This is a genomic window from Aurantimonas coralicida DSM 14790 (genome assembly GCF_000421645.1).
In the GTDB taxonomy this organism is placed as follows: Bacteria; Pseudomonadota; Alphaproteobacteria; order Rhizobiales; family Rhizobiaceae; genus Aurantimonas; species Aurantimonas coralicida.
This window is the reverse complement of the sequence record NZ_ATXK01000004.1, coordinates 155,194-176,690: the sequence shown is the minus strand read 5'-3', so window position 1 is coordinate 176,690 and position 21,497 is coordinate 155,194. Positions and strand designations below refer to the sequence as shown.

General features: G+C 66.9%; 14 protein-coding genes. 7 read left to right on the top strand and 7 right to left on the bottom strand.

All coding sequences use genetic code 11. From position 1 onward, the window contains the following. Nucleotides 1-2: 2 nt before the first annotated feature. Nucleotides 3-455 carry a YaiI/YqxD family protein gene (locus H536_RS0111305; protein WP_029703101.1) on the top strand — a complete coding sequence of 151 codons (453 nt, stop codon included), beginning with the start codon at nt 3-5 and terminating at the stop codon, nt 453-455. Between the two features lie 384 nt (nt 456-839). Then, nucleotides 840-1,751 carry a sensor domain-containing diguanylate cyclase gene (locus H536_RS0111300; RefSeq protein ID WP_244877509.1) on the top strand — a complete coding sequence of 304 codons (912 nt, stop codon included), beginning with the start codon at nt 840-842 and terminating at the stop codon, nt 1,749-1,751. Nucleotides 1,752-2,154: 403 nt separating this feature from the next. On the opposite strand, the gene H536_RS0111295 is transcribed toward H536_RS0111300, so the two are convergent. Together H536_RS0111295 and H536_RS0111290 are read right to left on the bottom strand one after the other, a co-directional pair. Further along, a complete protein-coding gene (locus H536_RS0111295) occupies nt 2,155-3,519 on the bottom strand; it encodes a PleD family two-component system response regulator (RefSeq protein WP_024350575.1) in 1,365 nt (454 codons plus the stop codon). A gap of 9 nt (nt 3,520-3,528) precedes the next feature. Next, on the bottom strand, nt 3,529-3,900 hold the full coding sequence (locus H536_RS0111290; RefSeq protein WP_024350574.1) for a response regulator: 372 nt from the start codon (nt 3,898-3,900) through the stop codon (nt 3,529-3,531). A gap of 146 nt (nt 3,901-4,046) precedes the next feature. Here H536_RS0111290 and H536_RS0111285 point away from each other — a divergent pair, with 146 nt between their 5' ends. Together H536_RS0111285 and H536_RS0111280 are read left to right on the top strand one after the other, a co-directional pair. Continuing rightward, on the top strand, nt 4,047-4,322 hold the full coding sequence (locus H536_RS0111285) for a DUF3572 domain-containing protein (RefSeq protein ID WP_029703099.1): 276 nt from the start codon (nt 4,047-4,049) through the stop codon (nt 4,320-4,322). After that, on the top strand, nt 4,319-4,981 hold the full coding sequence (locus H536_RS0111280; protein ID WP_051141580.1) for a hypothetical protein: 663 nt from the start codon (nt 4,319-4,321) through the stop codon (nt 4,979-4,981). Before H536_RS0111285 ends, H536_RS0111280 begins: the two co-directional genes overlap by 4 nt. Nucleotides 4,982-5,130: 149 nt before the next feature. Here the strand turns inward: H536_RS0111280 and dnaE are convergent, their stop codons facing one another. Further along, nucleotides 5,131-8,592, bottom strand: coding sequence for a DNA polymerase III subunit alpha (dnaE, locus tag H536_RS0111275; protein WP_024350572.1), 3,462 nt, complete (start codon nt 8,590-8,592; stop codon nt 5,131-5,133). Nucleotides 8,593-9,015: 423 nt separating this feature from the next. Here dnaE and H536_RS0111265 point away from each other — a divergent pair, with 423 nt between their 5' ends. Next, entirely contained in the window at nt 9,016-9,621 is a 606-nt protein-coding gene (locus tag H536_RS0111265; RefSeq protein WP_024350571.1) for a DUF922 domain-containing Zn-dependent protease, read from the top strand. Between the two features lie 139 nt (nt 9,622-9,760). On the opposite strand, the gene H536_RS0111260 is transcribed toward H536_RS0111265, so the two are convergent. Both H536_RS0111260 and H536_RS0111255 read right to left on the bottom strand, forming a co-directional pair. Beyond that, on the bottom strand, nt 9,761-10,081 hold the full coding sequence (locus H536_RS0111260; protein WP_024350570.1) for a 2Fe-2S iron-sulfur cluster-binding protein: 321 nt from the start codon (nt 10,079-10,081) through the stop codon (nt 9,761-9,763). Nucleotides 10,082-10,248: 167 nt separating this feature from the next. Next, complete coding sequence (locus H536_RS0111255; RefSeq protein WP_024350569.1) at nt 10,249-10,632, bottom strand: Hpt domain-containing protein; 384 nt, start codon at nt 10,630-10,632, stop codon at nt 10,249-10,251. 416 nt (nt 10,633-11,048) lie between these two features. On the opposite strand from H536_RS0111255, the gene H536_RS0111250 reads away from it, so the two are divergent. After that, nucleotides 11,049-19,076, top strand: a complete 8,028-nt coding sequence (locus H536_RS0111250) for an apolipoprotein A-IV repeat region-like domain-containing protein (RefSeq protein ID WP_024350568.1) — start codon at nt 11,049-11,051, stop codon at nt 19,074-19,076. Nucleotides 19,077-19,686: 610 nt separating this feature from the next. Beyond that, the gene (locus H536_RS0111245; RefSeq protein ID WP_024350567.1) at nt 19,687-20,289 is read left to right on the top strand and encodes a transglutaminase-like cysteine peptidase; all 603 of its coding nucleotides are present in this window, start codon (nt 19,687-19,689) and stop codon (nt 20,287-20,289) included. A gap of 91 nt (nt 20,290-20,380) precedes the next feature. Here the strand turns inward: H536_RS0111245 and H536_RS0111240 are convergent, their stop codons facing one another. Continuing rightward, a complete protein-coding gene (locus H536_RS0111240) occupies nt 20,381-20,590 on the bottom strand; it encodes a DUF3126 family protein (protein ID WP_024350566.1) in 210 nt (69 codons plus the stop codon). Nucleotides 20,591-20,661: 71 nt separating this feature from the next. Then, a complete protein-coding gene (gene cysE / locus H536_RS0111235; RefSeq protein ID WP_024350565.1) occupies nt 20,662-21,486 on the bottom strand; it encodes a serine O-acetyltransferase in 825 nt (274 codons plus the stop codon). Between the last annotated feature and the right edge of the window lie 11 nt (nt 21,487-21,497).

Below are 21,497 nucleotides of genomic sequence, written 5' to 3'. Positions count from 1 at the left end.
CGATGATCAAGGTTCTGATCGACGCCGACGCCTGTCCGGTCAAGGACGAAGCCATCGAGGTCGCCGGGCGCTACGGCGCCGAAGCCGTGCTGGTGTCGAATGGCGGCATGCGCCCGTCCCGCTATCCCGACGCGCGGATCGTGACGGTGCCCGAGGGCCCCGACGCGGCGGACGACTGGATCGTAGAGGCGATCGAGGCCGGCGACGTCGTCGTCACCGCCGACATTCCGCTTGCGGCGCGGGCTTTGGAGAAGAACGCCGCGGCCCTCGGGCCGACCGGCCGCGAATTCACGCCCGAGTCGATCGGCACGGCGCTGTCGATGCGCGCCTTCAAGCAGCATCTGCGGGAGACCGGCGAGAGCAAGGGCTACAACGCCTCCTTCACCAATGCCGACCGCTCCCGCTTTCTGCAAAGCCTCGACCAGATCCTGCGACGGCCGCCGGCCCGCAACTGACACGGAGCAACAATCGCGGCTGCAAGTACCGCGTGCGAACCGCCTGCCCTGTCAATGGGTTGCGACAACGCCAACCATCCCCAGCCCGGCAAAGAGAACAGCCACGAAAACCGGCGGCGTTTCTTTCAATTTTGCTTCAAATTCAAGCGGATGGCGAGACAAGGGCAGCATTTTGCCTGCAACATGGCAGACCGCAGACTTGCTGCATTGCAAAAGTATTGTGCAGAACAATTAATTCGTCAGGAATCTTTATATTCGACCAAGTTGGTTACCGGTCGTTAGGAAAGGGCCACTATCTTCCCTTTACGGAAGTTTCAGGGGCACGAAAAATCGGTGTAGATCATTATGTTGGAGTATCGCGAGCAAGGGTTCGCCGTCCAGTTGATGGAACACCTAGTTGTTCCCACCTTCGTCCTGGATGCCAGCGGACATGTCACGATCTGGAATCGCGCCTGTGAGCGGCTGACCGGCGTGCGCGCCGCGGAGGTGATCGGGACCAAACTGCACTGGAGCGGCTTCTACGAGAGCGCTCGCCCGTGCCTCGCCGATCTGGTCCTCAATGGCGAGGACGATCTGGTCGACGAACTCTATTTGGCCAATCGCAGCGAGACCTACCAGCACGGCGCGCTGTCCGCGGAGAACTGGTGCGTCCTGCCGCAATGCGGCGCCCGCCGCTATCTGGCGATCGACGCCGGTCCGATCTATTCGCCCAGCGGCTCGCTGATCGCCGTCGTCGAAACCCTGCGCGACATCACCTCCCAGAAGGAAGCCCAGACGGCGCTCGAGACCCTCGCCAGCCAGGACGGGCTGACCGGCGTCGCCAATCGCCGCATGTTCGACCAGCGGCTGGCCGCCGAATGGCAGCACCCGGCGCATCTGTCGCTGCTGATGATCGATATCGATCACTTCAAGCCCTACAACGATGCCCTCGGCCATCAGCGCGGCGACGAATGCCTGCGGCGCATCGCCGATCTCATCGTCTCGGAGACCCGGCAGGAATGCGATCTCGTGGCCCGTTACGGCGGCGAGGAATTCGCCGTGATCCTGCCCCATGCCGACATGCAGATCGCCCTTGCGGTTGCCCGGCGAATCCTCGCGGCGCTGAAGCGGGCAGCGATCGAGCATCCCTGCCCGGCCTGCCCGCCCTGGGTCTCGCTGAGCATCGGCGCGGCGTGCCGCAGCGATCGCTCCGTCACGCCCGACGCGCTCATCGCCGCCGCCGACGCCTCGCTCTACCGCGCCAAGCAGCTCGGCCGCGACCGGATCATCATCGGCGAAACCGAGATCGCCGCCTGAGTCCGAGACAGTCTGCGAACATCATCGACCCGCGCGACCCGGTCGCGCGCAGCGCACGACGCAAGATTTTTCAGATGAAGAGAGACGGTCCCTGGTCGGACACGAAAGTGGCCGGCCGGTCTTCGTGCGACGGTACGAGGAAACCGCCATTGCACTAGACCGACCGACCGCCCCACGGGACCCAGGAGATGCGGCGGACCTGAGCATTCCATGGGGTAACTGCGAAGATGCCGGGTTAACCCCTTGACCTTCGGTGTAAAGGCAGGTTCGCGCAGAACCTCGCCAAATGCAACGATGTCACGTGCTCACCGCGCATGAAGTTTTAAACAATGGTTAAGATGCGTGCGTACGCGGCGCTTCGTGGAGCGTCAGGCCTCGCCGCAAAGCGCTGCGGAGGCCCGACTCAGGCGGCTTTCGCCAGCCCGACCCGGTTTCGCCCGTCGCGCTTGGCTTCGTACAGCGCCTGGTCGGCCCGCTCGATCAGCGTGGCGGCATTGTCCCGCCCTGCGTCGAAGACCGCGAGTCCTTCGCTGACCGTCACCGTGAGAAGTTCACCGGCTATCTGGAACGGCATGTCGCACACGCTCCGGCGGATGCGGTCGGCCACCGCCATTGCGGTGGTCTCGTCGGCGCCGATCATCAGCACGGCGAATTCTTCGCCACCGAACCGGCAGGCGAGATCGCTGGCCCGCAGGCAGCCGCTGAGCCGCCGGGCAAAGTCCTTGAGCACGAGGTCTCCGGCCGCATGGCCCCAGCCGTCATTGATGCGCTTGAAATGGTCGATATCCGCCATCAGCACGGAAAAGCTGATCCCGGTCTCCCGCGCCCGCACGACCGCCTTGTCCAGATGCGTCTCCATGAAGCGCCGGTTGTGCAGCCCTGTCAGCGGATCGGACAGCGCCATGGCGAGGGTTTCCTCGACGGAGCGGCGCAGGCAATCGTCATAGCGGCGACGGCGCAGCTGCGTGCGAATGCGCGCGACCAGCTCGTTGCGGTCGAGCGGCCGCTGCAGATAGTCGTTGGCGCCGAGCTCCAGCGCCTTGGCCGCACCGACATCGTCGCCGGCGGCCGCAATGCCGATGACCGGCAGATGCCGGGTCGCCGCATTGGATCGGAACTGCGAGACGAGCCGCAACGGATCGCCCGCGCTGGCCGCCAGATCGACGAGGACGACGTCCACCTGGCCGGCGGTGGCCGCTGCCAGGATCGCCGCCGGATCGTCGGTGACCTCGACGGTCGCGATTCCCTTGAGGTGCTTCTGCAGGCGACGCACCTCGTCGGCGTTGTCGGCGAACAGGGCCAGCCGCGTCGATGGCGGAAAGCCGCCGCCGCGCGCATCGTCCTGGCTCACCAGGCTGGCCGCGGTCTCGGCGCGCCGGCGCAGTTCGTCGGTGGTCAGCTTCAGCCGCGTCAGGCTGCGCACGCGCGAAAACAGCGGCAGGTCACGCACAGGCTTGGTCAGAAAATCGTCGGCGCCGGCCTCCAGCCCCGCCACACGATCGGAGGGCTGGTCCAGCGCCGTGATCAGGACGATCGGAAGATGCATCATCTCCGGATCGTTTTTCATCAGCCGGCACACCTCGAAACCGTCCATCTCTGGCATCATCACATCGAGAAGAACGAGGTCGATGCTCTGGTTGCGGCAGATCTCCAGCGCGGCGGCCCCGCTGGTGGCGGTCACCACGTCGTAATATTCGGCCGTCAGGCGCGCTTCCAGGACCCGGAGATTGATCTCGAGGTCGTCGACGATCAGGATCCGTGCGGTCATGACAACTCCTCAGGCGTCGCCGAGAAACGAGCGGATCGTCTCGATGAACTTGGTCACGGAGATCGGCTTGGAAATATAGGCTTCGCAGCCCCCCTGGCGGATCCGTTCCTCGTCGCCCTTCATCGCGAAGGCGGTGACGGCGATCACGGGGATGCGGAACAGCTCGGGGTCCTCCTTGAGCTGACGAGTCACGTCCAGCCCGGAGATCTCCGGCAGCTGGATGTCCATCAGGATCAGGTCGGGTCGATGTTCGCGGGCCAGCTCCGTGGCGGTCAGCCCGCTGCGGGTCTGGACCGTCCGATAGCCGTGCGCCTCGACCAGGTCGCGGAAGAGCTTCATGTTCAGCTCGTTGTCCTCGACGATCATCACGGTTTTCGCCATTGACGGCACTCCTTGCCTCGACCAGCCCTCATGCTTCGGCTATCGATGGCCTCTTCTACTCGGATTTGATTTAAGAAGTGGGAATGGACAGGTTGCCATCTCTTAACGATAACAAAAGGTTGCGGAACGGCGCGCGAGCGCCTGCAATGGACCGGGCCGCGGCCGAGACACTCGCGGTCACGGCCCTCTCCTTCCTTGCCGCCGACCCGAAGCTCTTCGACCGGTTCCTCGCCCTGACCGGCATAGAGATCGGCGCGATTCGCCAGGTGGCCGCCTCGTCCGGCTTTCTGCTCGGCGTCTTCGACTTCATTCTCGGCCACGAGCCGACGCTGATCGCCTTCGCTGAGGATGCCAAGATCGATCCGGCCCGCGTCGTGGCCGCGCGGCAGGCGCTCGCCGGTCCGGGCGAGTCGACCGAATGAGCCGTCCGCTCGTTACCGCAGGCCCGGCCATCGCCAGTCTCGAGCAGCGAAGCGATTCGCTGTTGATCCTCGACATCGACGAGGTGGTGCTGGAGTTCATCGCGCCCTTCGGGGCCCTGCTGGAGGAACACGGCGCGCGCCTCCACCCGGAAAGCTTCAAGCTGACCGGCAATGTACGCTCGATCTCGACCGGGACCGCGCTCACCGGCCACGAACTCGACCAGCTGACCGTCCGACTCTACGAAGAGCAGGAAACCCGCCAGCGTCCCGTCGCCGGCGTGTCCGACACGCTGCACCAACTGGCCCGCCGCACCGACATCCTGTTCCTCACGGCCATGACGCCGAGCTACTACGATGTCCGCCGCGCCCTTCTCGACCGGGAGGGCCTCGCCTATCCGATGATCGCCACCGAGCGCTCCAAGGGCGCCGTCGTTACCGAACTGCGCGAGCGCTGGCGCGGCACCAGCATCTTCGTCGATGATCTGCCGCCCAATCTCGCCTTGGTCCGCAAGAGCGCACCCGATACCCATCTCCTCCACCTCATGGCCAACGACGTCTTCCGCCAGTATCTGCCGGCCCTGCCGACCGGCGCCCGCGCCGCGACCAACTGGCAGGAGGCGAGCATCATCATCGACGAGATTCTCGGCGCCGTCGCCTGAGGGGTCCGCCCGGCTTCGTCCACCGCGCAGCGGCGAAACGCCACTGCGCGTACTGACCGTCGCGATCCCCGACGATCGCGATCCGCGTCATTACCCCACCAGTTCCGGCCGCCAAGGCCGCGGCGGGCGGGGCCCGTATCCGCCCTCGCCTACAGAAGCTCGACGTCGAGGACGCCGGGCGCCGCCTTCACCACACTCGCCATCTGCGGCGATACCCGGTAGCGGCCCGGCAGCGTGATCTCCACCTCCCGCTCGCCGCCGTCGCGGACCAGAACCAGCGAAATCTCGCTGTCGCCGTCGGCGCGCAACTGGCTCCTGAAGGCCTGCAGCGGGTTGGCGTCCCGCATGAACACGCGCAGCGCCTTCTGCATGCGCACGGCCTCGTCCTCCAGCGACTGCACCGACTGGACGCGGAACGAGACCCCCTCCGGCCGCTCCTCGGCCGACACGCCGACGATCACCGAAGACCCCGGCTCGAGCTGGTCGCGAAAGGCATAGAGCGCTTCGGAGAACAGGACGACCTCGTACTGGCCGCTCGGATCGGACAACTGGATAATGCCGAGCTTGCCGCCGCTCCGGGTCTTGCGCTCCTGGCGGGAGGTCACCGTGCCGGCCAGCTTGCCGGCCGTGGCGCCGCGCTTGACCGCATGGATCACCTCCGCATGGGTCTGCACCCGCAGACGCTTCAGCGTCGTCTTGTACTCGTCCAGCGGATGCGCCGAGAGATAGAAGCCGATCGCCTGGAATTCGCGCAGCAGCTTTTCCGACGAGGTCCAGAGCTGCGCGGGATTGAGATGCAGCGGCTCGGGCTCGCTGCCGGCGCCGCCGAACATGTCGTGCTGGCCGGATGTGCGGCCTTCGTGCACGCGCAGGGCATAGGACGCCATCAGGTCAATATTGGCGCACAGCAGCGCCCGCTCGTGGCCGAAACAATCCAGCGCGCCGGCGGCGATGAGGAATTCGAGCGTCCGCTTGTTGACGATCTTCGGGTCGATGCGGGCGCAGAAGTCCTCGAGCGACTGGAAGCTGCCGTCGCCGCGCGTCGCCACGATGTGGTCGACCGCCTGCTCGCCGACGCCCTTGATGGCGGCCAGCGCGTAGAAAATCTTGTTCTCGCCCACCTCGAACTGCCGGAACGAGGTCTGCACCGACGGCGGCACGATCTTGATGCCCAGCCGCATGGCGTCCATGCGGAAATCGTTGAGCTTTTCCGTATTACCGGCGTCCAGCGTCATCGACGCGGCGAGGAACTCGACCGGGTGGTTCGCCTTCAAATAGGCCGTCTGGTAGGCGACCAGCGCGTAGGCGGCGGCGTGGCTCTTGTTGAAGCCGTAGTCGGCGAACTTCGCCAGAAGGTCGAAGATCATGTTCGACTGGGCCTTGTCGAGGCCGTTGGCGACCGCGCCCTCGACGAAGCGGACGCGCTGCTTGTCCATCTCGGCGCGGATCTTCTTGCCCATTGCGCGGCGCAGGAGATCGGCTTCGCCGAGCGAGTATCCTGACAGGACCTGGGCGATCTGCATCACCTGTTCCTGGTAGATGATGACGCCCTGGGTCTCCTTCAGGATCGGCGCGATCTTGTCGTGGATGAAGTCCGGCTCTTCCTCGCCGTGCTTGCGCGCATTGTAGGTCGGAATGTTCTCCATCGGACCTGGCCGATAGAGCGCCACCAGCGCGATGATGTCCTCGAACCGGTCCGGGCGCATGCCGATCAGCGCCTTGCGCATGCCGACCGATTCCACCTGGAACACGCCCACGGTCTCGCCGCGGGTCATCATCTCGTAGGTCCTGGCGTCGTCCAGCGGGATGGCCGACAGATCGATGGTCGGCCCGGTGCGGGCGATCAGCTCGACCGCCTTCTGCAGCACCGTCAGGGTTTTCAGGCCGAGGAAGTCGAATTTCACCAGACCGGCCGGCTCGACCCATTTCATGTTGAACTGGGTGACCGGCATGTCCGAGCGCGGATCGCGGTACATCGGCACGAGCTGCGACAGTGGCCGGTCGCCGATCACGATACCCGCCGCATGGGTCGAGGCGTGGCGGTAGAGCCCTTCGAGCTTCAGCGCGATCGAGATCAGCCGGTCGACGATCTCTTCCTTCTCGCGCGCCTCCTGCAGGCGGGGCTCTTCGACCAGGGCCTGCGCCAGCGTCACCGGATTGGCCGGGTTCTGCGGCACCAGCTTGCAGAGCTTGTCGACCTGGCCGTAGGACATTTCGAGAACGCGGCCGACGTCGCGCAGCACGGCGCGCGCCTGCAGCGTTCCGAAGGTGATGATCTGGCCGACCTGCTCGCGCCCGTATTTCTCCTGGACGTATCGGATCACCTCCTCGCGCCGGTCCTGGCAGAAGTCGATGTCGAAGTCGGGCATCGACACGCGTTCGGGATTGAGGAAGCGCTCGAACAGCAGTGAGAAGCGCAGCGGATCGAGGTCGGTGACCGTCAGCGCATAGGCGACCAGCGAGCCGGCGCCCGAACCACGGCCGGGGCCGACGGGAATGCCCTGCGCCTTGGCCCATTTGATGAAGTCGGCAACGATCAGGAAGTAGCCCGGGAACTTCATCCGCTCGATGATCGACAGCTCGAATTCCAGCCGCTCACGGTAGCTCTCGGCGGTCTCTCCGGGTGCCAGCCCGTGCGCGGCAAGCCGCGCCTCCAGCCCCTCGATGGCCTGGCGCCGCAATTCGGCAACCTCGGCCGCCTCGGCCTCGGCCGCGTCGGCATCGGCGCCGGCAAAGCGCGGCAGGATCGGCGCACGGGTCCGTGGCCGGTAGCTGCAGCGCTGGGCGATCTCGACCGTGTTGTGCAGGGCTTCCGGCAGGTCGGCGAACAGCACCGACATCTCGTTCTGGGACTTCAGGCTGTGATCGCGCGACAGGCGGCGCCGGTCCTCCTGGCTGACCAGACGGTTGCTGGCGACGGCGATCAGGGCGTCATGGGCTTCGAAATCGTCGGCCTTCAGGAAGAAGGGTTCGTTCGTCGCCACCAGCGGCAGCGCCATGTCGTAGGCGAGTTGCAGCGTGTCGGCCTCGACCTTGCGGCTGCGCCCCTCGTGGCGTTGCAGCTCGACATAGAGCCGGTCGCCGAAGACCGGCACCATCCGCTCCATGCGGCTGCGGGCGAGATCGGACCGGTCCGCCGCGATCGCCGAGCCGATCGGGCCGAGCGGGCCACCGGTCAGGGCGATGATTCCCTCGGACCGCGTTTCCAGCCATTCGAACAGCACATGCGGGCGCGGATTGTCGGCATGCCCGAGATAGGCGAGCGAGACGATCTCCACGAGATTGGCGTAGCCGGCTTCCGTCGCCGCGATCAGCACCAGCGGCGCGATCGAGGACAGGCTCCGTTCGCGGCGCCCGCCCCGGCTCTCCTCGCAATCGGAGAACTCGACGTCGATCTGGCAGCCGGTGATCGGCTGGATGCCGGCCTTCGACGCCTTCTCGGAAAACTCCAGGGCGCCGAACAGATTGTTGGTGTCGCAGATGCCGATCGCCGGCGCGTCGTCACCCTTCGCGAACTTGATGATCTGGTCGAGCTTCAGCGCGCCTTCGAGCAGTGAGAAGGCGCTGTGGACCCGCAGATGGACGAATTTGGGTTTGGTATCCGACGCCATGCTGTTGCTCCATCATTCCCGAGCCGGCCATCCGCCGCGGCCGGCTCCGCCTCCCGGCGCTGGCCGCCGGCCATCATCCATCAAGGCAACCCAACGACTAGGCCGAGTGGCCGCCGGAGGGAACCGCCGACCCGCAACGGTGCACAGGAAAGCGGCGGCTACACCACATGAACGAGAAGGCTGAGACTGAACACGAAACCGGACACGACGGCGAGCGACAACAGGTCCTTGGCGATATCGAGCATGATGTTCCTCCTATGTTCTGTGTTCCTGATATGTTCTCGTTTGTTCCAGATTGTCAACCTCCCGGACGGAACGACCGGCGTGCATCCGTCGCGGCACCTCCCGCAGGCAAGAGACTTGTGTCGCCGCGCCAAACGGTTAGCGTGGACGGACGGCGACCTTCGACATGGTGAGGAAGAGATGACGCGTAGGGCAATCTTGCTGCTGGCCGGCCTTGCCGTCCTTGCGGGCGCGTCGGCAACGGCTGAGACGCTGGACGAGACAACTCGCTACTTCGCCATCCGCGGTACGACGTTGGCGGAGCTCGACCGCGATCTCAATCGCCGCGGTCCCTTCGTCGCCGAAACCGGGCTACGCCATCCCGGCGCAACGGAGGTGAAGTTCGATGGGCACGTCACCTACAAGCGCGTCGCGGAAGGCTGCGCCGTCGACATGGCCAATGTGAAGCTGACGCTCAACATGCTTCTGCCGAAATGGGCGCCGCCCCGCGGTGTCGCGCCGGAGACGATCCTGATCTGGCGAACGCTGGAATCGGATATCGAGCGCCATGAGAAGCATCATGCGGACATCGCCAAGAGCTGGCTGAAACGCATGGAGATGGCGCTGCGCAATTTGCGGCCAGAGCCGAGTTGCGCCCGGATGGAAGCCTTGGTGAACCAGGTGACCCAGCGCTATCTCGCCGGCCACGAGCGGGCCCAGGTCGAGTTCGACACCATCGAGGGGCGCGAGGTCAATTTCCGCCTGCGCCGCGCGCTGAGCCGGGCCGTGTCGGACTACCGGCGCTGATCGCACGCCGGACCGGCTCAACCAGGTTCGGACAAGCGATCACGATAAGGGCCCGCGACCACGAAGCCGCGAGCCCTTATCGTGTCTGAACATGCGGCCGCGTCCGGCGCACCGGCCGCAATGCCGTAAAAAATCGTGATCAGGCCTGCTGTGCCGGGACCGTCAGGACGAGACCGTCCAGTTCGTCGCGCATCTTGATCTGGCAGGAGAGACGGGAATTCGGCTGCGGTTCGTAGGCGAAGTCCAGCATGTCTTCTTCCATCGGCTCCGGCTCGCCGGTCTTCGCCGTCCAGGCCTCGTCGACATAGACATGGCAGGTGGCACAGGCGCAGGCACCGCCGCATTCGGCCTCGATGCCGGGCACGTCGTGCTTGACCGCGTTCTCCATGGCGGTGGTGCCGTTCGGCGCATCGATCTCGAAGCGTTCACCCTCCGGGGTGAGGAAAACGAGCTTGGGCATGAATGAGGCTTTCGGCTTGCGGGGTCGGGTCGGCGGCGGGCGCGTCGTGGCAAGGGCCAACGGCATGGCCCGCGCCGCCGCTGATGGTCGCGCTTGGTTAGAGTTCGCACGGGTCGGAAGTCAACCGGTCGCGGTGCCGCGGCGCCTCTCGAAGAGACGCCGCCGACCTATCGTGCGAGGCCCGTGACGAAGCCGAGCGTCTCGTCCACTTCGGCCCGAAGCGCCGCCAGACTGGCCGCGTCGAAGCCCGATCGCTCGCTCGCCTCGGCGGCGTCGGCCAGCGGAAACGCCCCGACATTGCGGCACGCTCCCTTCAGCGTATGGGCGATCTGCCGCAGCTCCAGCCCGCCGGCGGTCTCCAGCCGGACACCGACCAGCTGCAGGTGCCGCACGAACAGCCCGAGCACCTCCTGCTCCAGGCTGCGATCGCCGGCCGTCTGCCGGGCGAGATGCACCAGATCGATGGGCCGCTGACCGGAGGGGGAGCGCAGTGCGCCCTCGCCTGCCGGGGTGAAGGCGTCGTCGGGAAGTGAATGCGCAAGCGAGACCATGGGACCATCCGAACAATCGAGCGATGCGGTCCGGAGCTCATATATAGAGCTCCGTCCTGGACGCAGCTTCGATCATCCGCCGCCGGAATGGAGGAAGCGTTAAGCGCGCTGACCGGAACCTGCCCCAAAGCGTTGCAGATGTGCCATGTCGGCCTAGAATTGGACTCCAGCGGGCCCGGCGCGAATTTCGGTTTATCGTTAACCTTATGTTTAAACTTGTAGGGATCGGGCCCTTTTACGGTTTCTTTCGACGCGGTCGCTAACTAGCATCAATCGTGCGAAACTGTCCGATGGCCTCTGGCCGGGCGTTGACGGTTGACTGCGTCCGAATTCGGCGAGGCCTGAAAACCTGTCGCCGCTTCGGTGGCCCATATGCCGAGCGGGTCCAGAGTAACGAGTATTGAGGCGCGACGGAAATGTCCCAGACCAAATCCATCGACCAGCTTTCAGACGATACGGTCAACGAGATCGAGGAAGCGCTGCGTGAGGATTTCGAGGCCGGCTCCGACGATGGCGCGACAGTCGCTTCGGGACAGCTCGACCAACCCTCCGCCGCCGACCGCACCGATGTCGAGTTCTCCTTCGATGATTTCGAACGGCAGATCAGCGAGACCGCGGGCGAGCTGAGGACCGAGAGCGCCGAGGCCAGGCCCGCGACGGGTGTGCGCCGCGCCTCGCTGGCCGATTTCGTCGCGTTCGACACACCGACCGAGGAGCAGGCTCCGCGCACCGCTACCGAGTACGAGCCGCATACGGCCCGCACGGCGCCCCGGCGCAGCCCTGCCCCGACGCCCCGCCAGGCACCGCCGGCCGCATCGCGCCCGGCCCGCCAGCCTGCCGCCGACGTGCCGCGCCAGAAGGCAGCGCCGTCGCCGCAGCCAAGCCCGGCCGCCGCTCCGGCGCGCGAACATCCGGCCGCGCAGGCCGCGCCACGCCCCGAAACCGCCGAGCGCCGCCCCGAGCCGAGCGAAGCGCCCCGCGCCTATTCCCAGCCCGCGGCCAATGACGAGGAGCGCCGCACCTCGGTGATGGCCGACGCCCTTCTCAGCCGTCGCGCGTCGATGCTGCCAATCTGGATCGGTGCCGCCGTCTCGGCCGCCTGGGTCGGCATCGTCGGCTATATCAGCTACGACCTCTACGGCTCGGACATCGCGACCCTGTCGAATGGCATTGCCGACCCGTTCCGCCAGTCGGAACTGGCGGTCATGGCCGCCGTGCTGGTCATTCCGGTGCTGCTGATCATGGCCTTCGCCGTGATGGTCCGCCGGTCGGCCGACATGCGCCTGATGAGCCGGTCCATGGCGGAAGTCGCCCTGCGACTGGCCGAGCCGGAATCCATCGCCACCGAGCGCGTCATGAGCGTCGGCCAGGCCGTGCGCCGCGAGGTCGCCGCCCTCGGCGAAGGCGTTGAGCGCGCCCTGGCGCGCACCGCCGAACTGGAGAATGTCGTCCACAACGAGGTGAGCTCGCTGGAGCGCGCCTATGCCGACAACGAGGCCAAGATCCGCGGCCTCGTCAACGATCTCGGCGCCGAGCGCGACGCGATGCTGTCCCACGCCGAGCGCCTGCGCTCGGCCGTCGTCGGTTCGCATCAGCGTCTCGTCGAGGATGTCGATGGCGCCTCCGACCATATCCTGTCGCGGATCGAGGACGCCTCCCGCCGCTTCACCACGCTGCTCGACGAGCGCGGCGACGCCCTCGCCCGCGACTACACCCGGCGCAGCGACGAGTTCGTCAGCCTGGTGGACGAGCACACCCGCAATGCACGGGAAAGCCTGGCGAAGGACAGCGACAGCCTGATCGCGCGTATCACCAAGAGCGCCGACGACGCGACCGGCCGTCTGAGCGAGAGCGGCGACGAGGTTGCCCGGCTGATCGAACTGCGCACGGCCGATCTCGACGACCGCAGCCGCAATCTGATCGAGCGTATCTCCGCCGCCGGCGAAGCGATCTCCGGCCTGCTGCAGACGCGCGGCGACACGCTGGCGGGTGACAGCGAGAAATTCCTCACCGATCTGACCGGCGTTCTCGACGACCGCGCCATCGGCATCGCCATGAATGGCGAGACCTTCCTGTCCAGCCTCGACGGCGCCTTCGAGGAACGCCTGCGCGAGATCGACGAACGCTCCAACGGCTTCGTCGGTCGCCTGTCCGACGTCGGCAACGACATCACCGCCCGCCTCTCCGCATCGGGCGACGCGGTCACTGGTCTCCTCAAGGCCCGCGGCGAAGCGGTCGCCGGCGAGAGCGAGAAGTTCCTCGCCGACCTCACCGGTGTTCTCGACGACCGCGCCATCGGCATCGCCATGAATGGCGAGACCTTCCTGTCCAGCCTCGACGGCGCGTTCGAGGAACGCCTGCGCGAGATCGACGAACGCTCCAACGGCTTCGTCGGCCGCCTCTCCGACGTCGGCAACGACATCACCGCCCGCCTCTCCGCATCCGGCGACGCGGTCACCGGCCTTCTCAAGGCGCAGGGCGACGCGGTCGCCGGCGAGAGCGAGAAGTTCCTCGCCGACCTCACCGGTGTTCTCGACGACCGCGCCATCGGCATCGCCATGAACGGCGAGACCTTCCTGTCCAGCCTCGACGGCGCGTTCGAGGAACGCCTGCGCGAGATCGACGAGCGCTCGAACGGCTTCGTCGGCCGTCTGTCCGACGTCGGCAACGACATCACCGCCCGCCTGTCCGCATCGGGCGATGCGGTCACCGGCCTGCTCAAGGCGCGCGGCGAAGTGGTCGCCGGCGAGAGCGAGAAGTTCCTCGCCGACCTCACCAGCGTTCTCGACGACCGTTCGCTCGGTCTCGCGATGGACAGCCAGACCTTCCTGGCGAGCCTCGACGAGGCGTTCGAGACCCGCATGCGCGAGATCGGCGAGAAGAACGGTCTCTTCCTGTCCAGCCTGACCGACGACATCGACAGCCGCCGCAACCGGCTGGAGGAGGAATCCGGCCGCTTCCTGCAGACGCTGGAATCGAGCCTCGGCGAGCGCACGGAACAGGCCGCGCGGATGCTGTCCGACACGTCCAGCCGCACCCTCGGCGATCTCGACAGCCGCCTCGCGGCGATCGATCACACGCTGACCGAGACCGGCGGCTCGCTGGTCGCCACCATCGAGGCGCGGGCCGAGGCCGTCGACCGGTCGACCGACCGGGTTTCGCAGGTGCTGGCCGAACGCTCGCAGGAGTTTGCCGGCGCCCTCGCCGAGCGCTCGCGCGAGATCATGGACGCCTTCGAGCGCGGCCATACCGAACTGACGATGCGCGCCGGCGACGCCGTGACGCTGAGCCAGTCGGCGCTGGAGGAGCGCACCGGCCAGCTCCGGACTCTCTTCGACGAGCGCATTGCGGGCCTCAACGCCATCATGGACGAACGCGCCGGCATGCTTGCCGGAACGCTCGACGATCGCCTTCTCGCCTTCGATCTCGCCAGCGACAGCCGCGTCGAGAATATCGCGACCCGCGCCGGCGAAATGGATGCCGCGCTCGAGCGGACCGCCGCGCGCCTCGAGGAACTGCTCGGGCAGCGCCGCGAGGAGATCGAGGCCATGGTCGAACGCAGCGCCGAAGGCTTGCGGGCCGCCCTCGACGGGCGCGTCGGCGCCATCGAGAAAAGCATTGCCGACCACAGCGAGGACATCGAAGCCGCCTTCGCCTTCTCCCAGCAGAGCCTTATCGGCAGCCTGGACGATCGCGGCGCCTCGCTCACCCAGGCCATCGAGGCGACCGTCGCCAAGATGGAAAGCCTCGTCGGCAGCGCCCAGGGCGCCATGGCCGAGGGCGTCGACGAGAAGACCCGCGAAATGGCCCGTCTTCTCGACGAGCGCCGCGAGGCCATCGAAAGCCTCGTCGCCGACAGCCGTGACGGCCTGGTCAACGGGCTCGACCAGCGGATCGACGCCATCGCCAGCCTTCTGGCCGACCGGGTCGGCCGCTTCCACCAGTCGCTGCAGTCGGAATCCGTCCGCTTCATCAGCGGGCTGGAGGAACAGGGCGGCCGCCTGATCGGCGACATCGACGCCCGGACCGGCAATTTGACCGCCGGCCTCGCCGATCGCATCGCTGCCAACCAGACCCAGATGGCAAGCGCGCAGGATGCCCTGCTCGCCGGTCTCGACGACCGTCATGCCGCCATCCGCACCACGCTCGACGAGCGCACCAGCGTCCTGCGCTCGCTGTCGGAGGAAACCCACGGCGCCCTTCTCTCGGCGCTGGACGAGCGCATTGCCGGCATCACCGGCGGGTTCGACGACGCCGTCCGTCAGGTGGCAGACGACCTGTCCGAGCGAGTTCAGGCCCTACGCAACGTGGTCGAGGAATCGCGCACCGCGATCGTCGGCGACGTCGACAGCCAGACCGAGCGCCTGCGCCAGGAAATGGCCGATCGGACCCAGTCCTTCGGCGACGACATCGCCATCAATGCCGGCGCGCAGCTCGTCGCGATCGAGAATGCCCTGTCGATGGTCGTGGAAGGGCTCGAAGAGCGCACCAGCCATCTGCGCAGCGCAGCCGAATCCGTCGAGGCGTCGCTGGGCCAGAGCCTGGACGGCCGCTTCGACCGGATCCGCACCGTCATGGAGCAAGGCCGCGACAGCCTGATCGGCGAACTCGACGGCCGCACCTCCACGCTGAACGAGGAAGTCAACGAGCGCGTCATGCGCGTCACCGAGGGCCTCGATGCCCGCACCGCCGCCATGCGCGGATTGCTGGAGGAAGCCCGCACCGTCCTCATCGACGGGCTCGATGAGCGGATGGCCGCCATCCACGGCATGGTCGACGGTTCGCAGAACTCGATCCTCGACGGCCTCGACGAGCGCACCGCGCGGATCAGCCAGGAATTTGAAGCCGGCCGCACCTCGATCGCCGCGGCGATCGAAGAGCGCGTCAACGGAATGACCGAAGCGTTGTTCGAAGCCGACATGCGGCTGTCGGCAGCCCTCGAGGAACGGCGCGACAGCCTCGCCTCGATCGTCGAGGAGGCCGCACGCTCGGCCTCGGCGACCCTGGGCGACCGGGCCGACGACGTGCGCCGGGCCATCGAGCAGAGCGTCGGCGACGTCTCGACCTCGCTGGAAGCGCGCCGCGACGACCTGCTCAGCGCGCTCGAATCGGGTTCCAGCAACCTGACCGGCGCCATCGACCAGCGCTCCGACGCCATCTCGTCGGCACTGGAGCGCGGCCTCGGCAATGTCGAGCGCACCCTCAACACCTCGACGGCCAAGATCGCCGACTCGCTGCGTCACGCGATTGCCGAGGCGACAACGGCCATGAGTCTCGAAGCCAGGCAGGCCCGCGAAGGCCTCGAAGGCGAAACCGCGAAGATCGCCGAGAGCGTCTCCGGCATCGACCGTCTGTTCCAGGCCTCCGGCGAGGAAGCCCGTCTGCGCATTGCCGGCGAGGCCGATCGCCTGGCCGAACGGCTGGCATCCCTCGCCGACGATCTGGCGGGCCGCGCGGCCGAAGCCAGCAGCACGCTGGTCGGCGAAGGTGGCCGGATCGCCGAGAACATCAGCGGCGCCGCCGAGGTCATCCGTTCCCTGTCGGAGCAGTCGCGTTCGCGCTTCGCTACCGAAGCCGAGGAACTGGCCCGCTCGATCACCGAGATCTCGGGCACCCTGCGCAGCGAGACCGAAGAAGTCCGCGAGAGCCTTGCCGGGCAGCGCGTCGCGCTCGCCGACAGCCTCTCCGGCATCACCACCACCATCGCCAGCGAGTTCGAGCGCAACACCCGCGACTTCGCCGCCCAGTTCGGCGAGGCCAGCGAGCAGATCCGCTCGGCCGGCGACGAAAGCCGCCAGCGCTTCGTCTCCGATGCCGGCGCGATCGCCGAGCAGGTCGAGGCGGCCACGGCGCGCATGCGCGAGATGACCGAAGCGGCCGAAGTGGCGCTGCGCGAGAACACCGAAGGCTTCACCCGCCGCCTCTCGGGCGCCTCCTACCAGATCCGCGGCGAAACCGAACGGGTCGCCGCGACCCTGGAAGAGCGTGCCGAGCGCTTCAGCGAGGAGCTTGGCGGCGTCACGACGCAGCTCTCGGAGATGCTGGCCAGCAACGCCCTGCGCGGCGAACTCGAAGAGGCGACCCGCCTCATCCGCGACGAGCTGGCCAATGCCTCGCAGTCGATGCGTGACGGCGTCTACGCCGTGGCAACGCAGCTGCGCGGCGATGTCGACAACGCCTCCCAGACCCTCAGCCGCGATGCCGAGAGCGCCCGCGAGCTGATGCTCGCCCAGGGCGGTGAACTGGCCACCCAGTTCGCGTCGATCTCCGCCGCGATCCAGCTCGAGACCGAGCGGGCCCGCCAGGAGCTTCTCGACAGTGCCGGCTCGCTGGGCCAGGACCTGTCGACCCGCATGGGCGAAGCCGACCGCATCATCGCAGCCCGGGCCCGTGTCATGGGCGAGGATATCGACGAGCGGACCCGCACCCTGGCGACCCTGCTCAGCTCGCGCAGCGCCGAAATCAGCCGCATCCTCGACGAGGAAGCTCGGCCGGTATTCGAGCGCCTCGGCGAGAATGGCACCGAACTCGCCCGGATGATCGAGACGACGACGCGCGACGCGTCCGACAAGCTGCGTAGCGAAAATGCGGCGCTGGTCTCGGCCCTCGGCCGCCGTGCGAGCGAAGTGGTGGAAACCCTCAATCGCTCGTCCGGCGACATCATCGGCAGCTTCGAGGAGAAGACCGCCAGCGCCGTCGGCGCCGTGTCGGACATCCGCGACAGCCTGCAGCAGGAGATCGGTTCGCTGGTCGGCCGGCTGTCCCAGACCAGCGGCTCGCTGCGCGGGCTGGTCGACGAGGCCGTCGAGAACCTCGGCGCGATCGATCAAACGCTGCGCGAATCCGGCGCCCGCTTCAGCCAGGAGACGGAGGAAGCGTCCAACTCGATCTCGCTGTCGTCGCGCCTTCTGGAGAGCAACGTCGAACGTCTCGACAAGCTGTCCATGACGGCCTTCTCCAAGGTCTCGGCGATCGCCGACCGCTTCCAGGATCACGGAACGGTTCTCGGCGAGGCAGTCCGCCTCATCGAGACCGGCGAAGCCAACCTCCGCGCGACCCTCGAAGCCGGCCATGGCGGCATCGAGGAATTGTCGGCAGGTCTCGTCAAGCGCTCCGAGGAGATCGGCTCGCTGCTCCATTCCTTCGAGGAACTGATGGGCGGCCTGTTCGATCGCACCGAGCAGCGTTCGCGCCTCATCTCCTCGCGTCTGTCGACCGAGATGGGCGAAACGCTGGTCGAGGCGGACCGTCAGCTGCAGACCACCGAGGAGCGCTCCCGCGCCACCGCCGAGGCCATGCGTCAGGCAATCCAGTCGGTCATCGAGGACGCCAGCGCGCGCTTCGACGGCGCGACCGCGGAGATCCGTCGCACTGCCGAGGAAATCCGCCAGGAGCTGGAAACGGCGCGCGCCGACATCAAGCGCGGCGTGTTCGAGCTGCCGGACGAGGCGCGCGAGAGCTCCGAGGCCATGCGCCGTGCTGTCGCCGACCAGATCCGCGCCCTGCGGGACCTGTCGGATGTCGTCTCACATTCGGGCCGTGCCTTCGACGTGTCGAGCCGTGGCCCCGAGCGGAGCCAGGCACCCGCCGAGCCGCGGGCCAGGACCGCGGCGCCGAGCTACAGCCAGTCCGCACCGCGGCAGTCGGCAGCGGCCGCCGTGGCACGCCAGCCCGAGGCTCCGGTGTTCACCGCCGAGGAAGAGCAGGATGTGGAAGACCAGATCGCTGCGTCCTTCATGACCGACGGCAATCTGGCGCATGATCTGCGTGGCTCGAACTACGACACGCCGCCGCGTGCGCAGGCGCCGGCCGCCGAGCCGCGGAGCGAGGCCCCGGCCCGTCCCGCACCGGCACCGGCCCAGCAACGCACCCCCGCGGCACCGCTGCGTGCTCCGGCCCGTCCTGCCGCACCGGCACCGAGCGCTGCGCGCAGCGAACCAGCCGCCGATCGCGGAACAAGTGAGCCCGGCGGTTGGGTCTCCGACCTTCTGCGCCGCGCGTCGCAGGATGAGGACGACAACGCTCCCGTCCAGCCGGCGGCACCTGCCGCGGGCCAGGACCGCAACCCGACGGCGCCGGAAGGCCGTTCGCCCGACCATGTGGTGGAATCCCTGAACTCGCTGTCGGTGGATATCGCCCGGGCGATCGACCACAAGGCGTCGATCGAATTGTGGGAGCGCTATCGCAAGGGTGAGCGCAACGTCTTCACCCGCCGCCTCTACACGATGAAGGGGCAGCAGACCTTCGACGAGATCCGGCGCAAATATCAGCGGGACACCGAGTTCCGTGCCGCGGTCGATCGCTATATTGGCGACTTCGAGACGCTTCTGGCCGACATCGCCAAGAGCGACCCGGACAATGCCCGCAGCCGGACCTACCTCACCTCGGACACCGGCAAGGTCTACACGATGCTGGCCCACGCTTCGGGCCGCTTCGACGCCTGATCCAGACGAACAGGCGGCCGCCATCCGGCGGCTGCTCCCGGCACATCTTCGGCCACGGACGATTTTTTCGTCCGTGGCCGAAGTTTTTTTGGCGGGCGGAAAGCGCTGTGCCGCGCTCCGTTAACAGCCGAGGACACTCTCGAAGGCGCTGACGCGCCTGCAAGCGGCCGGCTGCACCCGTCGCAGGGTCCTGGCGAACATGCACGCACCGACGCGGTTCCTAAGACCGACGACCCTGCCGGCATCCCCAGTGCGGCGTCTCCCATGCGGCCCGGAGCCAGTGCTGTCCCGCTTGCAATCCCCTCGGATTCCGGCTTTCCCGTCCAGATCCCACGATCGAAAGCTCCGACGGGCCCGGCGCCTGGCGACCCGTCCCGGGCGCAGCCACCCCGCTGTCCGCCACCCTGACGCGTCTGCGCAAGTTTCCGGCCCCGCCAGCGTGGTTGCCGAAAGGCAAACGACGACGCTGCAATTTGGCCTGACAGCTTCAGCATCACGAAAGTATACCCGGTAACAAACCGCCTAAAATTCGATGCAAATGCGGTGACTACATTTCGCTTCAAAGTAAAATGGAACGCGCATTGTCTCCTCACGAACGAGGAGAAAGCACATGCAGAACGTCATCAAGCAGGTTGCGATCGCAGCAGGGCTCCTCCTCGCCATGGGCGCGGGGACGACGAGCGCCGCAGCGGCCCCCGCCATGGCCACGACCAGCCAGACCTCCCAGCCGGTCGGCCATTACGAGTTCTGCAAGAGCTACCCCAGCACCTGTACCCGCAACGCCTCTGTTGCCGTGGTCAAGCTGACCCGCGAAGTCTGGGCGCAGATCGTCGAGATCAACACGGCGGTCAACACCAACATCTTCCCGCGCACCGATGCGGAAATGCACGGCGTGCCGGAGCTCTGGTCCTATCCGACCGTCCAGGGCGATTGCGAAGACTTCGTTCTGCTCAAGCAGTACATGCTGGAGCGGGCCGGCATTCCGACCTCGGCGGTGCTGATCACCGTGGTGCGCCAGCCCAACGGCGAAGGCCATGCCGTGCTGACCGTGCGCACCGACCAGGGCGACTACGTTCTCGACAATCTCGACGACCGCGTTCTGGCGTGGACCGACACCGACTACCAGTATCTCAAGCGCCAGTCCGAGCGGAACGCCGGCAAATGGGTGGCCATCGCCGACGACCGCAACCTCCTGGTCGGCAGCGTTCGCTGAGGCGAGCCCGGCGCGGGGCCTGACAGACACAAAAGAGCCGGCCGTTTTCACGGCCGGCTCTTTCGTTTGCCGGGTCGATTCGTCGGGACGTCTACTCGAGGTCGATGTCCAGGATCGTCATGGTGAGGTGGTAGGACAATTCGCCCTCCTCGGTATCCTTCGCGAGCAGTCCGACGAATTCGTCGTTGAGATAGACTTCCGCCGAGTCGGCACTCTTCGGCAGCGCGCGGACCTTGATGTCGGCGGTCTTGAAGCTGCTCCTGAGGTAGGCTTCGAGCTTGCGGATTTCGTCGGGCTTCACAGCATTCTCCTGGATCGTCTGGGACGCCTGTAGCTAGGCGCCGGTCACTCGTTTCAATCCTCGGACGCCGCTCAGTCGTTCCGTTCGAAGCACTGGTCCATCGCCCGGGCCGGCTCGTCGCAATCGCCGGCCGATCCGATGACCCGCGCGGGAATGCCGGCCACGGTGGTGTGCGGCGGCACTTCCTTCAGCACCACCGAACCCGACGCGATCTTCGAGCACTCGCCGACGCGGATATTGCCGAGGATCTTCGCACCTGCCCCGATCAGGACGCCGCTGCCGATCTTCGGATGGCGGTCGCCGAATTCCTTGCCGGTGCCACCGAGCGTGACGTCCTGAAGAATCGAGACGTTGTCGCCTATCACGGCGGTGAAGCCGACGACCAGCCCCGTCGCGTGATCGAGGAAGATCCCGCGGCCCATGCGCGAGGCCGGATGGATGTCGGTCTGGAACACCGCCGAGGAGCGCGCCTGCAGATAGAGCGCGAAGTCGCGCCGCCCGGCGTTCCACAGCCAGTGGGCCAGCCGGTGCGTCTGGATGGCGTGGAAGCCCTTGAAGTAGAGCAGCGGCTCCAGATAGCGCTCGCATGCCGGATCGCGGTCGTAGACCGCCTGGATGTCGGTCCGGAGCGTCGCGCGGAAGCTGTCGTCGGCATCCAGCATGTCGGCGAAGGCCTGGGCGATGGTCACCGCCGGCAGATCCGGATGGTCCAACCGCTGCGAGACGCGGTGAATCAGCGCCGCTTCCAGGCTGCGCTGATTGATGATCGTCGGATAGACGAAGCCGGACAGAACCGGTTCACGCGCCGCGACGTCCTCCGCCTCCAGCCGGACCTGGGCCCAGATCGGATCGACGGCCTGGAGGGTCTCGTGGGAATGCGAGCTCATGCTGCTCATGGAAGTCTCCC